This window comes from Streptomyces mutabilis (assembly GCF_014649815.1).
Lineage (GTDB): Bacteria > Actinomycetota > Actinomycetes > Streptomycetales > Streptomycetaceae > Streptomyces > Streptomyces mutabilis.
This window is the reverse complement of the sequence record NZ_BMTT01000018.1, coordinates 97,169-112,199: the sequence shown is the minus strand read 5'-3', so window position 1 is coordinate 112,199 and position 15,031 is coordinate 97,169. Positions and strand designations below refer to the sequence as shown.

Sequence of the window (15,031 nt, the reverse complement as noted above, 5' to 3'; positions counted from 1 at the left end):
TCCCACCCCTGAAGCCCATCCGCCGGCGAGTTCCCGCCGCCCCTGACGGAACCGTGACCGACCCCTGACACTGGGGGACAGGTTCTTCCCCTGTGCCAGGGCGCGCCCCTCGCCGCCGGTCAGAGCCCGGCCCACCCCGATGCACCCGCCCGGAAACATGTCTCCGTCGGACGCGGAGCCCGACACGCCCCCATGACAGCGGCGACCGCTGCGCGACCGCGACGAACAGGACCCTTCCGGCGAATTCGGCTCGCTGCGCGCGGAGCCCGGTGCCGCCCTCGTCGTCGGCACCTTGGTCACCTCCCAACCAGATCCGGAGCTTCTCGAAGCGGACAACGTGCTGAACGTCGCTGTAAGCGCTCACGATGTCCTGCAGGACTTGTGAGGTGGAGTCGCATCATCGTGCGTCTCCATCCGCTTGAGCGCCCGAAGCCTCGCCAGCACGTTCACGGCTTGCGGGATCCCGGTGGCGACGGTCATTCCGACGATGTGCAGGTGCGGTGTGCGGTCAGCTCTCGTCCATGCGGCGCCGGTCTCCGGTGTCCCACTTATCGGTGTCGCGGGGCTGGGTGTAGGGCTCGGCGTCGGGTGGGTAGCCGCCGGCGACCGCCCGCTGGCGTAGCGCTTCGGCGTCGAACTCCAGGCCCAGCAGGATCGCGAGGTTGGTGATCCACAGCCAGATCAGGAACACGATGACGCCGGCCATGGTGCCGTAGGTTCTGTTGTAGGACGCGAAGTGTGCGACGTACAACGCGAATCCAGCGGAAGCGATCATCCAGAGCACCAGGGCCAGGAAACTGCCCGGGGTGATCCACCTGAATCCCTTCACGTTGGCGTTGGGGCTTGCCCAGTACAGGACGGCGATCATGAGCAGGACCAAGATGACCAGGACGGGCCACTTGGTGATGGACCACACCGACAGTGCCGTGTCCCGGAAACCAAGCGCCTGACCGGCCAGGCGGGCCAGGCCGCCGGTGAAAACGACGATCAGCGTGCTGAGCACCGCCGTGACCATCAGCATGGCCGTCAGCGCGATGCGCAGAACAAGGATCTTCCACATCGGGCGGCCTTCGGGCATGTCGTAGACGGCGTTGGAGGTGCGGATGAACGCCGCTACATAACCGGAGGCCGACCACACCGCCAGCGCGATGCCGGTGATGGCCATGATCGAACCGACATCAGGGTTGTTTCTGAGCTGCTCCACGGCGCGGGTGATGATGTCCCGGGCCATGCCGGGAGTGAGCTGCCTGAGGTTGTCCAGCACTGTGCTGGTGGCCGACTGGCCGGCGAGGCCCAGCAGGGAGACCAGCACGAGAAGTGCCGGGAACAGCGACAGTATCCCGTAGTAGGTCATGGCCGCGGCGCGGTCAGCGAGTTCGTCGTCCCTGAACTCCCGCAGCGTGCCCCGGAGTACCTTGCGCCAGGACTGCTTGGGCAGTTCGGTCGGCCAGTTCGGCGCCGCTGCCTCCACCTGCTCACCGGGGCCGTACTGCTGCTCGTCCTCGCCTCCGGCCTCGGGGAGATCGGTTGGGGAGTCGGCGGCCGCTCCTGACGTACGGCTTCGCTGGTCCCGGTGGTCTCCTCGTCCGTGATGCAGCGGTGGAGTCAACCTTCGGCCACGATGAGCGGCGTCGTGCCTTCGTCGCGGTCTCATGTGGTGGCAGCTCCATACACATAGGTACGCGGGCCGGGTCCCCGCAGACGGCAGGTGGCGGAACCAGCTGGATGAAACCTTCCGTGGAACCCGTCGGACGAAGGGCCGGTGCGGCGTCCTCCGCGGACCTCACCAGTGATACGGGCCTCCGCACCCGAGAGGCGCAACGACGGATTGCAAGCAGAGATTGCGGCAGGTCGGGTGGTGAGCCTCCGGCCAGGCGACGGTGACTTCGTACTGCGGCGTGTAGGTGGTGAGCCCCTGATCAACGTGACGACATGACGGGCCGGCGGACGGGTCGGCACTGGTGTGACGCGTGCGCTGCCATGCGTGGCCAATGGCCACCACCCGGGGCCTGCTGTCCCCGGCAGGCGCGGTGGGCAGGTGTTTCAGCTGATGCCTGCTCACCCCCCTCCTCACCGTCACAGGTTCAGGACTGTGGGAAAGGCTGCTGGGGCGGTGTGCGGCAACGTTCGGGCACGAAGTTCTTGCTGCCGGTCGTGCCAGAGCGGTACGCAAGTCGACTGCCCGTACCCGGCTTGCGAGCCTCTGCACGTAGTGCTCCGCGGCCCGGGTCTGTCCGCTTGCTCAGCGAAGTGCCGGCGGTCGTGGCGGCGCTCGTGGTGAGGGCGAGCCCCGCCGCATCGCGGCGGGGCTGCCCGTTTTCAGCTCGCCTGCTGGTGCTGCCCGAGATCGCGGGTGCTGGCGGTGAGCGTGCCGTCTTGCTGTTCGTAGTGGGACAGGGCGAGACCGAGGCCGAAGAAGGTCGGAGCCCACTCGCCCACGAAAATGCCCCACCGGTCGGCGCGTGCGAGCCCGGTTCCCCGTTCCGCTGCGAGTGAGACTGCCCATGCGGCGACGGTCAGACCGATGGAGGCGAAGGCGGCCGTGTAGGCGTGCTCGCTGCGGACGCCCATCTCGTGCATCTTCTCGACCATCATGGTGCCCTGCGCCTACATGCCGGTGGAACGGGTGTTGGTCTCCCGGTGGCCCTCACGCTTCTTGCGCCACGGGATGAGACCGGCCAGGCCGAGGAGACCCAAGAGACCCCACAGACCCGTGTTGTCGTCGTCCTCGTTCTGGTTGTCCTGGGCCTGAACCGTCGCGGTGGCGGCCGGCGGCATCGCCTGCTCGGCAGTGTCCTGACTGAACGCCGTCCCTGCCGGCGCGAGAGCGAGCAGAAGGGCGACGAGTGCCGTACTGGCGGTTCTACGCATGGTGTCTCCTCTGGTTCGGCCCCCCGGTTGACCTGACAGCCGCTGGATAGATCCTGCATGTCCCGATACGTTAAGTAGCACATACTCTCCGAAGGTATGCACGTTTAGGTATGTTTTTAGTCCAAATGCCGGGGATGGCTCCTTGGGTTGGCATCCTCGCCTTCGGCTGCGTGATGCCTGGTGGCCGCGAGCATCTCCACTGACGCCCTGGCGGGGGCTCGTCTTCCGCCCGTGCATCCATCCGGGCTGTGAATGAATGAAAGATAAGTGACCTTTCGGGATGAATCAGCTCGTACGGGGCGGGTACGCGGCCCTTTGAAGCGCCAGCACGAAAGGGGCGGCGATGAGCGGGCCGGAACGGAAGGGTGAGGGGTCGACGGGTGGCGTCGGCCCCTTCTCGCCCGGGGTGCACAGTCGTCAGGATTCCCGGCCGGCCGTGGCGGCCCGGCGAATGCGTCCGCAACCGTCCGGTCGCCGAAGGGCCCGCGGGTGTATGGCGTCGAATACCGTGATCCGTGCCCTTGTGCGATTCCTTATAGCTGTGCTGCTGACGACTGCGGCCCCGGTCCTGGCCTCCGCGAACGCCGCCTGGGCCGACGCCCCGGTCGACCTGTCGCGGGAAGGGCAGGTCACCGACCGGGTCGGGGCACTCGGCAACCGGGAACCTGAAGTCGCCCGGGCGCTGGCCCGGCTGGCCGACGAACACCAACTCGAACTGTTCGTTGTGTACGTAAGCGATTTCTCCGGCCGCTCCCCACAGCAGTGGGCGAACGCGACAGCCGTGAGGAACGGGTTCGGCGCCGACGACGCACTGCTCGCCGTCGCCACCGGCGACCGGCAGTACTCCTACTACGTGGACGCCGGCTCGCCGCTGACGCGGCAGGCCCTGAGCGAGGTCGACGCGACAGCCGTCGCGCCGGCGCTGCGGCAGAACGACTGGGCGGGAGCGGCGATCGGCGCAGCCCGAGGATACGACGCGGTGCTCTCAGGTCAGCCCGTGCCCACGCTGGACGTGACGCCCGGAGAGGCGGACCCGGGCCAGGGCGAGCAGGTAGGCGTCGGCACAGGCGGCTGGCTCCTTCTGCTGCTAGTGCTCCTTCCAGTGGGTCTGGTCGTGTTCGCCCTGATCAGACGAAGGTCGCCCAGGGCCGCCGGGCCGCGCGGCGGCGAAGAGACACGGGGCGGGCCGTCTCCCAGCTCGCTGGTGGACCTCGACGCGAAGGCGCGCCAGGCTCTGGTGCGAACCGACGACGCGGTGCGCACCAGCCAGGAGGAACTGGGCTTCGCCGCGGCGCAGTTCGGCGACGAGGCGACCCAGCCGTTCACTGAAGCGGTGGAGGCGGCGAAGCGGGAGCTGACCGCGGCGTTCCGGCTGCGGCAGCAACTCGATGACGCCTACCCTGAGGACGATTCGACCCGCCTCCGGATGGTTCAGGAAATCCTTGCCCGGTGCGCGCAGGCCAATCGCGTCCTGGACGAGAAGGCCGAGGACTTCGACCAGTTGCGTGGCTTCGAACGCAACGCACCTCAAGCCCTGGCCGCGGCTCAGGCCGCTTTCGACACCGCGAGCAGCCGAGTGGCGCTCGCGCAGGACACCTTGGCCGCCATGCGCGAGCAGTACGCCTCCTCAGCCACCGAACCGGTAGGCACTGACGTGGAGCAGGCGCGCAGCCGACTGCAGTTCGCGCAGAACAGCCTGCAACAGGCGCGGCAGGCCGTGGAAGGCAACGACAACGGCACGACCGCGATTCAGGTGCGGGCCGCAGAGGCGGCCGTGGCGCAGGCCAACCGGCTGATCGAAGCCATCGACCGGCGGGCACAGGAACTCGCGGACGCGGCCGGCGCGCTGCCAGCCGCACTGACCGAGACGGACGCGGATCTGGCGGAGGCGCGTGGCCTGCTGCAGGGAGCCAAAGAGCTTCCGACCGCCGCCCTGCAGGGGCGCATCGCACGCGCCGAGACTGTGGCGACCGAGGTACGCAGGGCCATGGACAGTGGCCGGTATGACCCCATCGACGCGCTGCGCCGGGTGGAGGAGGCCGATGCCGGGCTCGACGAAGCCCTCTTGGGGGCGCAGGAGAACGAGCAGGGCACGCGGCACGCTCGATCGCTGCTCGGGCGGACGGTGCTCAGTGCGCAATCCAGCGTCGGCGAGGCCATTGACTACATCGTCACCAACAGGGGAGCCGTCGGCAGCGAGGCCCGCACACGGCTCGCGGAGGCACAGCGCAGGCTGCAGCGGGCCGAGGCCTTCTCCGGCCGGGCTGCCGGGGCGGATGCGCACAGCGCCCTGGCGGAGGCGCAGCAGGCCGACGCGCTGGCGCAGGATGCGCTGCTCCTGGCCCAAGAGGACGTAGAGGGTTTCGGCGTCGCCATCGAGCCCGGTGTGTACGCGGTCGGAAGCGGCGGCAGCGGCCTGGCGGGCGCCATGCTCGGCGGGATCCTGCTCGGCGGCTTCGGAGGTGGCTACAGCGCCGGGCCGGTCAGTTTCGGAGGCGGCGGAACACGCGCCCGGATGGGCGGCGGCCGTTTCTGACACCACCGATTTTCCCTCACCCAGATGCGCAAAGGAGAGGTGTTATGACCAAGCAGACGATCCTGGGACGGGTCGCTCAGCTCGCCCGGGCCAACATCAACGCACTCATCGACCAAGCGGAAGATCCTCAGCTGATGATGGACCAGCTGATCCGCGACTACACCAACAACATCAGGGAAGCGGAGCAGGCGGTGGCCACCACCATCGGCAACCTGCGCCTGATGGAACAGGACTACAAGGAGGACAAGGAAGCCGCCACCGAGTGGGGCCGCAAGGCACTCGCAGCCAGCAAGAAGGCAGACGAACTCCGCGCTGCGGGAGACCCCGTGGACGCGGACAGGTTCGACACCTTGGCCAAGGTCGCCCTGAGCAGGCAACTGCAGTCCGAAAGGGAGGCCACGACAGCCGAGCCGGCCATCGCCTCCAATACGGCCGTCGTGGACAAACTCAAAACCGGCCTCGACCAGATGCAGCTCAAACTCGGCGAACTGCACAGCAAGCGCGACCAACTCGTGGCACGGGCGAAGTCCGCCGAAGCGCAGAACCGCATGCTGGACGCCGTCAAAAGCATCGACGTACTCGACCCGACAAGCGAACTCAGCCGGTTCGAGGACAAGGTGCGCCGCGAAGAGGCCCGGGCCATGGGCAAGGAAGAACTCGCCGCCTCCTCCCTGGACACGCAGTTCGAGCAGCTCGAAGGACTCGGCGACGCGACCGAGATCGAAACGCGGCTGGCTGCACTGAAAGCCGCATGACCGCCAGCAGTCACCACTCGCCGCCTGGGAACCAAGAGGGGAAGCCGCGGCGGCGGACGAGGTCCGCTGCCTTCACGGCGATCGGGTCCACTGACCAGTGCGCTGCCAGGTCCGGTAACTGCGGTGAACGCGCGACCGCCCCCGCTTCGGTTGCGGAACGGGGGCGGTCGTCGTTGGAGGGTTACCAGCCTCGTGCGCGCCACTCCGCGAGGTGGGGCCGCTCCGTGCCGAGGGTGGTGTCGTTTCCGTGGCCGGGGTACACCCACGTCTCGTCGGGCAGGACGTCGAATACCTTGGTCTCCAGGCCGTCCATCAGGGAGGTGAACTCTTCCGGACGTGTTGTCCGGCCAGGTCCGCCCGGGAAGAGGCAGTCCCCGGTGAACACATGGGGATGCCCGTGCGGGTCGTCGTACACCAGGACGATGGAGCCCGGCGTGTGCCCCACCAGGTGGCGTGCGGTGAGCTCCACCTGACCGACCCGGATGGTGTCACCGTCGTCGACCGGGACGTCGGTCGGCACGGGAATGCCCTCGGCATCGTGCCGTCCGGCGTGGGTGCGGGCCCCGGTCGCCGCGACGACCTCGGCGAGCGCCTGCCAGTGGTCGCCGTGCCGGTGGGTGGTGACGACCGAGGCGATGCCGTCGTCGCCGATCGTGCCGAGCAGCGTGTGCGCGTCGTCGGCGGCGTCGATCAGCAGCTGCTCGTCGGTGGCCCGGCAGCGCAGCAGATAGGCGTTGTTGTCCATCGGACCGACCGCGACCTTGGTGATCATCAGGTCCTTGAGTTCGTGCACGTCGGCGGGTCCGCCGACCCTGACCTCTCCGCTGTACGTCATGACCGCCAGCCTAGCGCCGGGAGGCGGCCCGCAGACCGCCTCTTAGGGGCTACAACGGAGGCAGCGAGGGCAGGGGGCCGCCCTCCACCGTCAGCGCGGAGCCCGCACGGCGTCCGGCGAGCCAGCCGAGCAGGTCGGCCGGGCGCCCGGTGACGGTCGCCTCGTGACCGTCCGCCTCCCGGCCCGTGCACCACGCGCGCGTGCCGTCCGTGAGCCGGGTGGGCGCCACGGCCGGGTGCCCGGCGAACCGAGCGGCGAGGGCGTCGGTTGCCCGCTCCGTGAACTCCGCCGGAAGATCCTCCAGCTCGTACCCGATGCCCAGGTCGACGTGGTGCAGCTCGATCTCGACCCACCGGCGGAACGGCACCCGGGAGGCGGTGTCGGTGACCCCGTTGCGCAGCTCCACCGTGCGGGACCAGTCCGCGGGGACGGCGCAGACGTCCTGGAACCGCGCCGCACTCTCGCGCACGTCGGCGAGCTGGACGTCGAGGGGTCGCGGGGCGTCCCGCTCGATGTCGGCGTCCCGGACTTCGCCGGAGACGTACATGGGACGTCCTTCGAGGACGTTCACGAGGGCGTCCGCGTTGCGGGCGAGGTGGGCGAGGACGTGGCCGCGGGTCCAGCCGGGAAGCCGTGACGACTTCGTCACGGACGCGTTGTCCAGTTTCCCGACCGCGGTGAGCAGCCGCTCGGTAGCGTCACGTACAGACTCCAGGTCATGAGCGTGATCAATCATGGTGCTGACCTTAGACCGCGCCACACCTTCGGGTGAAGGTTGTGGACGACGCCCACAATTCGAATGCATGTGCTATATGGTCTGAGGCGGCGTCGGGCATGCTGGGTAGTCGGGGTTTGTTGACAACCGGTGAATCCGACCGGCGTTGTCAGTGGCTCCCCCTAGTCTGAGGAAGACGGGGGCCTCGCCCCTGTCACTTCTCTCAAGAAAGGTGCGGACCGGCGTGGCCGACCGTCTCATCGTCCGTGGCGCGCGCGAGCACAACCTGAAGAACGTCTCGCTCGACCTGCCTCGTGACTCGCTCATCGTCTTCACGGGTCTGTCCGGGTCGGGCAAGTCCTCCCTGGCCTTCGACACCATCTTCGCCGAGGGCCAGCGGCGCTACGTGGAGTCGCTCTCCTCCTACGCCCGGCAGTTCCTCGGCCAGATGGACAAGCCGGACGTCGACTTCATCGAGGGACTCTCCCCGGCGGTCTCCATCGACCAGAAGTCGACCTCCCGCAACCCGCGCTCCACGGTCGGCACCATCACCGAGGTCTACGACTACCTGCGCCTGCTCTTCGCGCGGATCGGCAAGCCGCACTGCCCGGAGTGCTCCCGGCCGATCTCGCGCCAGTCGCCGCAGGCCATCGTCGACAAGGTCCTGGAGCTGCCGGAGGGCAGCCGCTTCCAGGTGCTGTCGCCGCTGGTGCGCGAGCGCAAGGGCGAGTTCGCCGACCTTTTCGCGGACCTCCAGACCAAGGGCTATTCCCGCGCGCGGGTCGACGGCGAGACGATCCAGCTCTCGAACCCGCCCACGCTCAAGAAGCAGGAGAAGCACACCATCGAGGTGGTCGTCGACCGCCTCACGGTGAAGGACTCCGCCAAGCGCCGCCTCACCGACTCCGTGGAGACCGCCCTCGGCCTCTCCGGGGGCATGGTCGTCCTCGACTTCGTCGACCTCCCGGAGGACGACCCCGAGCGCGAGCGCATGTACTCCGAGCACTTGTACTGCCCGTACGACGACCTGTCCTTCGAGGAGCTGGAGCCCCGCTCCTTCTCCTTCAACTCGCCCTTCGGTGCCTGCCCCGACTGCTCCGGCATCGGCACGCGCATGGAGGTCGACCCCGAGCTGATCGTCCCCGACGAGGAGAAGTCCCTCGACGAGGGCGCCATCCACCCCTGGTCGCACGGACACACCAAGGACTACTTCGGCCGCCTGATCGGTGCCCTCGCCGACGCGCTCGGCTTCCGGACGGACATCCCCTTCGCCGGCCTCCCGCTGCGCGCCCGCAGGGCCCTGCTGAACGGGCACAAGACCCAGGTCGAGGTCCGCTACCGCAATCGGTACGGGCGTGAGCGCCGGTACACCACGGCCTTCGAGGGCGCGATCCCGTTCGTCAAGCGCCGGCACAGCGAGGCCGAGAGCGACGCCAGCCGCGAGCGCTTCGAGGGCTACATGCGCGAGGTGCCCTGCCCGACCTGTGAGGGCACGCGACTGAAGCCCCTCGTCCTCGCGGTCACGGTCATGGGCAAGTCGATCGCCGAGGTCTCGGGGATGTCCATCAGCGACTGCGCGGACTTCCTGGGCGAGCTGAAGCTCAACGCCCGCGACAAGAAGATCGCCGAGCGTGTGCTGAAGGAGGTCAACGAGCGGCTGCGCTTCCTGGTCGACGTCGGCCTGGACTACCTCTCACTGAACCGCGCGGCCGGCACCCTCTCCGGCGGCGAGGCCCAGCGCATCCGCCTGGCCACCCAGATCGGCTCCGGGCTCGTCGGCGTGCTCTACGTCCTCGACGAGCCGTCCATCGGCCTGCACCAGCGCGACAACCACCGGCTGATCGAGACCCTCGTCCGGCTGCGCGACATGGGCAACACCCTCATCGTCGTCGAGCACGACGAGGACACCATCAAGGTCGCCGACTGGATCGTCGACATCGGCCCCGGCGCCGGCGAGCACGGCGGCAAGGTGGTGCACAGCGGCTCCCTGAAGGAGCTGCTCGACAACGCCGATTCGCAGACCGGTCTGTACCTGTCCGGCAAGAAGGCCATTCCGCTGCCCGACATCCGGCGCCCCCGCGACCCGGCCCGGCAGCTCACGGTGCACGGCGCCCGGGAGAACAACCTCCAGGACATCGACGTCTCCTTCCCGCTCGGCGTCTTCACAGCGGTCACGGGCGTCTCCGGCTCCGGCAAGTCGACCCTGGTCAACGACATCCTGTACACCCACCTGGCCCGCGAGCTCAACGGCGCGCGCAACGTGCCCGGCCGGCACACGCGCGTGGACGGCGACGACCTCGTCGACAAGGTCGTCCACGTCGACCAGTCGCCCATCGGCCGCACCCCGCGGTCCAACCCGGCGACGTACACCGGTGTCTTCGACCACATCCGCAAGCTCTTCGCCGAGACGACCGAGGCGAAGGTCCGTGGCTACCTGCCCGGCCGCTTCTCCTTCAACGTCAAGGGCGGCCGCTGCGAGAACTGCGCGGGCGACGGAACGATCAAGATCGAGATGAACTTCCTCCCGGACGTCTACGTCCCGTGCGAGGTCTGCCACGGCGCCCGGTACAACCGGGAGACCCTGGAGGTCCACTACAAGGGCAAGTCCATCGCCGACGTCCTGAACATGCCGATCGAGGAGGCCACGGACTTCTTCGAGGCGGTTCCCTCGATCTCCCGGCACATGAGGACGCTCAAGGACGTCGGACTCGGCTACGTCCGGCTCGGCCAGTCCGCGACCACCCTGTCCGGCGGCGAGGCCCAGCGCGTCAAGCTCGCCAGCGAGCTGCAGCGCCGCTCCACCGGACGCACGGTCTACGTCCTGGACGAGCCGACCACCGGCCTTCACTTCGAGGACATAAGCAAGCTGCTGACCGTCCTGTCCGGCCTGGTCGACAAGGGCAACTCGGTCATCGTCATCGAGCACAACCTCGACGTGATCAAGACCGCCGACTGGGTCGTCGACATGGGGCCCGAGGGCGGCGCCGGAGGTGGCCTGGTGGTCGCCGAGGGCACGCCCGAGCAGGTCGCCGCCGTGCCCGCCAGCCACACCGGCAAGTTCCTGCGGGACATCCTCGGCGCCGACCGCATCAGCGACGCGGCCCCGGTGAAGGCCCCGCGCAAGGCGGCGAAGACGGTGGCCGCGAAGGCGTCCGCCAGGAAGACCACCACCAGGGCGGTCACCGGCACGACGGCGAAGAAGGCCGTCACCAAGGCCGCCGAGCCCGCCGCGAAGAGGACCGCGCGGACGGCCAAGGCCTGAGCCGAGCCGGCACCGCGCCCGACACACCGGCACGCCGGGCCCCACGGACGATCATCCCGTGAGGGCCCGGCGTGCCGTTCACGCGATCCGGGTCCGGCGTCGTTCACGAGGCCGACCCGCGGCACGACCGCTCAGGCCCGCACCGCCGGGCGTCAGACGGCGACCTCGTGCGCGTACGGCGGCTCCGCGCCCGCCCGCGAGCAGGTGACCGCCGCCGCCCGGGCGGCGAAGCCCAGCAGCCCCGCCCAGCCTTCCGCCCGCAGCCCGGCCACCGCCTCCTCACTGAGCGCGTCCCGCACCGCGAGGCCGTGCAGCAGCGCCGCGTTCACCGTGTCGCCCGCGCCGATCGTGTCGACCACGGCGACCCGTTCGCCCGCCACCGCGTACTCGCCCCCGTCACGGGTGTACGCCGTCAGCCCGGCGCCGCCGCGGGTGACGACGACCGCAGCCGGGCCCGCCGCCAACCACTCGCGCGGGCTTCCGCCGAGCCACTCGGCGTCCTCGGCGGACAGCTTCAGCAGCGACACCGACGGCAGCCAGCTCCTGAACCGGGCCCGGTAGGCGTCCGGGTCCGGGATCAGCCCGGCCCGGATGTTCGGGTCCAGTGCCGTGAACACGCCCCGCGCGGCCGTCTCGCGCAGCAGCTCCTCGTAGGCGCTCGCCCCCGGCTCCAGCACCAGCGAGCAGGTCCCGAAGGAGACCGCCCGAGTACCGGGCGGCAGTGCGGCGGGCACCGAGAACAGCCTGTCCGCCGTCCCTTCCACGTAGAAGGAGTACGCGGCCGAGCCGTCCGCGTCGACCGAGGCGACGGCGAGGGTTGTCGGCTCGGCCCCGCGCTGCACGGGCGACACGTCCACGCCGGTCTCGCGCAGCCGGTCCAGCAGCGCCGTGCCGAAGGCGTCGTACGACACCCGGGAGCAGAAGGCGGCGGGGGAACCGAGCCGGCCCAGCGCGACGGCCGTGTTGTACGGCCCGCCACCGAGCGCCGGCCGCAGCGCGGCGAGGGCGCCCGTGCCCTGCGGTACCAGGTCGATCAGAGCCTCACCGGCGACGACGATCACGGGCGTGTCCTTTCGTGAACCATTACGGGGACTTGCTCGGGCTGCTCGGGGCAGCCGCACGAGGTGCGGTGGACGAAGGCACACGGCAGCCGCACGGTCCGCGCGGGCCGGTCCGGCGCGGCGAGGCGTTCCAGCAGCAGCTCGACGGCCAGGGCGCCGAGCTCCCTGCTGGGCTGCGCCACGGCCGTGAGCCGGGGGGAGAAGAGGTCCGCCCAGGGGAAGTCGTCGAAGCAGCACAGGGCGAGGTCACCGGGCACGGACAGACCGCGGTCCCGCAGGGCGCGCAGCGCTCCGATGGTCATCGCGTTGTTGGCGGTGACCAGCGCGGTGGGCGGCACCGCCAGGGACAGCAGGGCAGCCGTGACCCGTTCCCCGCCGGCCGCCTCGGAATCGCCGTGGACCAGGAGCCGTTCGTCGTGGGGCACCCCGGCGGCGGCGAGGCCGCGCCGGTACCCGGTGATCCGCTCGCGCGTCGTGCTCAGCCCCGGCCGGCCGGCGACCAGGCCGATCCGGCGGTGACCGAGCCCGGCGAGATGGGTGACCAGTTGGGCCGTCGGCTCGGCGCCCTCGGCACAGACCTGGTCGAAGCGCGGAGCGCCGTCGCCGTCCGGGGCGTCCACGACCCGGTCCAGGAACACGGCGGGAACGCGGTGGCGGCCGAGGAAGGCGAGGAGAGCGCTCGGGTCGGCGGAGGGCGCGACGATCATGCCGTCCACGCGCCGCTCGTGCAGCAGCCGGACGACCTCGCGCTCGTGTCCGGGGTCGTCGTGCGGGTCGGCGATGAGCAGACCGTAGCCCTGTTCCAGAGCGGCTGCCTCCACGCCCTGGAGGATCTCCGTGAAGTACGGGTTGCTGATCGCCGACACCGCGAGCCCGATGGAACGGGTACGGGAGGTCACCAGGGAGCGGGCGAGGGTGTTGGGGGTGTAACCGAGTTCTTCGACGGCGTCCAGCACCGCCTGGCGGGTGTGGGGGAGAACCGGACGGGTGTCGTTGAGCACGTGCGAGACGGTCGCCACGGAGACCCCGGCGCTCCGCGCGACATCGGCCATGGTGGGCATCGACGGCTCCCCTCTCCGCGTACGGCCGCGTGGGCCGCCCGTTCCCGCGTACGCCCGCATCGGCCGCCGCACCGCCACCGCGTACTGGCCGGGACCGTACCCCATCACCGGCGGGCGCGTAAACGCTTGCGCAATCGCTTGCGCAACTCGCTCCGTGGGCCACCGGATCCGCCCGGCCCGCCCCGCGACCCACCCCGCGGGACGGCTCCGGCCGCCGGATATCGTCGCCCTGCACACCCCCTGACCCAGTGGAGCCCGCATGCCCGGCCGTCCCGCCCCGAGCCGCCGTACCGTCCTGCGCACGGCGGCCCTCACGCCCGTCGCAGGACTCGGCGCGGCCGCCTGTTCGCCGGGCGACGACGGTGCCGCGCCCGCCCGGCCCACCGCACCCGTGGACCTCGGCGCCGACGGTGCGGTCGCCAAGGGGGCGACCGAGCTGGACCGGGATCACAACGTGGTGGTCAGCCGGGCCGAGGACGGCACCTTGAAGGCGTTCAGCACGGTCTGCACGCACGCGGGGTGCCCCATCAGGAAGCTGGACGGAACGAGACTCGTCTGCCCCTGTCACGGCAGCGAGTTCGACGCCCGGACCGGCGAGGTGCTGCACGCCCCGGCGACCGTGCCGCTCATCGAACTGCCGGTCGAGGTGAAGCAGGGCCGGATCGTCGCGAGCCCGGGGACCTGACCGGTCGGTGCCGGAGCGGCCCGCTCACTCCCAGTCCCACCCGATCCCCAGCATCCCCGACCGCACCCGCGGCTCCACGAGGTGCACCGAGTGGTGCCGCCCGCTGAGGACCAGCTCCTGACGGCCGCCGCGCGGAGCCGCAGGCGAGTGCTGCGTGAACCGGTGGCAGCGCACCGGCAGGGCCGCCGCGTCGAACCGCACCTGGAGGGCGTACTGCCCGCCCGCGCCGCCGAACCCGCGGACGTACTCGCGGCTCTCACCGGCCGTGCCGTCCTCGACGCCGTAGCGGAAGAGGTAGGTGTCCCCGGCCCGCAGACGCGTGTCGAAGAGCAGCTCGGTCACGAGCACGCCGGTGTCGTGGTGGGTGCGGACACGTCCGGTGCGGCAGTTCTCCAGCGCGTGGACGGCCATGCGCGCGGGAGCGCAGCCCGGGTCGCCGTGGTGGACGGCGACGAAGCGGTCGACGTCGTCGCGGTGGGCGCGGACGATGTGGTGCGACTCACGGCCGGTGAGCTCGCGGCGGGCTCCGATCCGGATCCGTTCGTGGTGCGCGATGGTGTGCATCCCCCCGTCCGACGACGGATGGTCCAGCTCGGCCAGCAGCCGCTCCAGGACGCCGGAGGCCTCCACACGGGCGCGGTAGGAGCGGGCGGCGGGCCGCTGGTCCGTGGGGTGCTCCTCGGCCTCGGCGAGCAGGCGTATCAGCGACTCCTCGGGCAGCTTGAGTATCTCCTCCAGGGCCCGCACGGCCCGCAGCGACTCCGGGCGCTGCGGGCGCCGGGCGCCCTGCTGCCAGTAGCTGAGACTTGTGACGCCCACCTTCACGCCGTAGCGCGACAGATGGTGCTGCACGCGCTGCAGCGGCAGTCCGCGAGCGGCGATCGCGGCGCGCAGTGCCACGTGGAAGGGGCCACCGCGCAGGGCCGAGTCGAGTTCCGCGGTGGCGGCGTCCAGATGCTGGGTGGCGTGCGGCATGCAGGGGCCTTTCTGTGAAGGACACGACGGCTGGTCAGACCGTTCGACGCGGAGCGACCGGAACCGCCCCCGGGTCGCGGCGCAGCGGTCTGCACATCCGTACGCCGTGCTTCTGGGCCCCGATTCCCCCGCATTGAAGCGTGTTGGCCGAGCCCCGACAACACCGGAAGCCCGACCGTGACGCGCTCCTGGCCGAGAACGCACCGGCCCGGCACTCCAGGGGAACCCGGCGTGACCGACCGGCCCCGGACTGTTCCTCCCCCGGTCGCGCGAAG

Annotated in this window: 12 protein-coding genes; 4 read left to right on the top strand and 8 right to left on the bottom strand. The window is 70.3% G+C overall.

Annotated features, from left to right (window positions below):
* Positions 1 to 508 precede the first annotated feature (508 nt).
* From IE142_RS28545 to IE142_RS28535, 3 genes are all read right to left on the bottom strand, one after another.
* Positions 509 to 1,609 carry a YihY/virulence factor BrkB family protein gene (locus tag IE142_RS28545; protein WP_370466430.1) on the bottom strand — a complete coding sequence of 367 codons (1,101 nt, stop codon included), beginning with the start codon at positions 1,607 to 1,609 and terminating at the stop codon, positions 509 to 511.
* A 710-nt stretch (positions 1,610 to 2,319) separates the two neighbouring features.
* Positions 2,320 to 2,595: a hypothetical protein gene (locus IE142_RS28540; protein ID WP_191888412.1), complete on the bottom strand. Its 276-nt coding sequence runs from the start codon at positions 2,593 to 2,595 to the stop codon at positions 2,320 to 2,322.
* A gap of 12 nt (positions 2,596 to 2,607) precedes the next feature.
* Positions 2,608 to 2,871: a WGxxGxxG family protein gene (locus tag IE142_RS28535; RefSeq protein ID WP_191888411.1), complete on the bottom strand. Its 264-nt coding sequence runs from the start codon at positions 2,869 to 2,871 to the stop codon at positions 2,608 to 2,610.
* 493 nt (positions 2,872 to 3,364) lie between these two features.
* On the opposite strand from IE142_RS28535, the gene IE142_RS28530 reads away from it, so the two are divergent.
* Together IE142_RS28530 and IE142_RS28525 are read left to right on the top strand one after the other, a co-directional pair.
* A complete protein-coding gene (locus IE142_RS28530; protein WP_191888410.1) occupies positions 3,365 to 5,407 on the top strand; it encodes a TPM domain-containing protein in 2,043 nt (680 codons plus the stop codon).
* A gap of 44 nt (positions 5,408 to 5,451) precedes the next feature.
* A complete protein-coding gene (locus IE142_RS28525; protein ID WP_191888409.1) occupies positions 5,452 to 6,162 on the top strand; it encodes a PspA/IM30 family protein in 711 nt (236 codons plus the stop codon).
* Positions 6,163 to 6,343: 181 nt separating this feature from the next.
* Here the strand turns inward: IE142_RS28525 and IE142_RS28520 are convergent, their stop codons facing one another.
* Together IE142_RS28520 and IE142_RS28515 are read right to left on the bottom strand one after the other, a co-directional pair.
* A complete protein-coding gene (locus IE142_RS28520) occupies positions 6,344 to 6,997 on the bottom strand; it encodes an MBL fold metallo-hydrolase (RefSeq protein WP_191888408.1) in 654 nt (217 codons plus the stop codon).
* A 49-nt stretch (positions 6,998 to 7,046) separates the two neighbouring features.
* A complete protein-coding gene (locus IE142_RS28515) occupies positions 7,047 to 7,733 on the bottom strand; it encodes a maleylpyruvate isomerase family mycothiol-dependent enzyme (protein WP_191888407.1) in 687 nt (228 codons plus the stop codon).
* A 223-nt stretch (positions 7,734 to 7,956) separates the two neighbouring features.
* Between IE142_RS28515 and uvrA the strand changes: the two genes are divergently transcribed.
* Positions 7,957 to 10,974 carry an excinuclease ABC subunit UvrA gene (gene uvrA / locus IE142_RS28510; RefSeq protein ID WP_191888406.1) on the top strand — a complete coding sequence of 1,006 codons (3,018 nt, stop codon included), beginning with the start codon at positions 7,957 to 7,959 and terminating at the stop codon, positions 10,972 to 10,974.
* Between the two features lie 152 nt (positions 10,975 to 11,126).
* Here uvrA and IE142_RS28505 read toward each other — a convergent pair whose 3' ends face one another.
* Together IE142_RS28505 and IE142_RS28500 are read right to left on the bottom strand one after the other, a co-directional pair.
* On the bottom strand, positions 11,127 to 12,035 hold the full coding sequence (locus tag IE142_RS28505; RefSeq protein WP_191888405.1) for a carbohydrate kinase family protein: 909 nt from the start codon (positions 12,033 to 12,035) through the stop codon (positions 11,127 to 11,129).
* Complete coding sequence (locus tag IE142_RS28500; RefSeq protein ID WP_191888404.1) at positions 12,032 to 13,096, bottom strand: LacI family DNA-binding transcriptional regulator; 1,065 nt, start codon at positions 13,094 to 13,096, stop codon at positions 12,032 to 12,034. The genes IE142_RS28505 and IE142_RS28500 overlap by 4 nt, the downstream gene beginning before the upstream one ends.
* A 259-nt stretch (positions 13,097 to 13,355) precedes the next feature.
* Between IE142_RS28500 and IE142_RS28495 the strand changes: the two genes are divergently transcribed.
* The gene (locus IE142_RS28495) at positions 13,356 to 13,781 is read left to right on the top strand and encodes a Rieske (2Fe-2S) protein (protein WP_191888403.1); all 426 of its coding nucleotides are present in this window, start codon (positions 13,356 to 13,358) and stop codon (positions 13,779 to 13,781) included.
* A 24-nt stretch (positions 13,782 to 13,805) separates the two neighbouring features.
* Here the strand turns inward: IE142_RS28495 and IE142_RS28490 are convergent, their stop codons facing one another.
* Positions 13,806 to 14,756, bottom strand: a complete 951-nt coding sequence (locus tag IE142_RS28490) for a hypothetical protein (protein WP_191888402.1) — start codon at positions 14,754 to 14,756, stop codon at positions 13,806 to 13,808.
* Between the last annotated feature and the right edge of the window lie 275 nt (positions 14,757 to 15,031).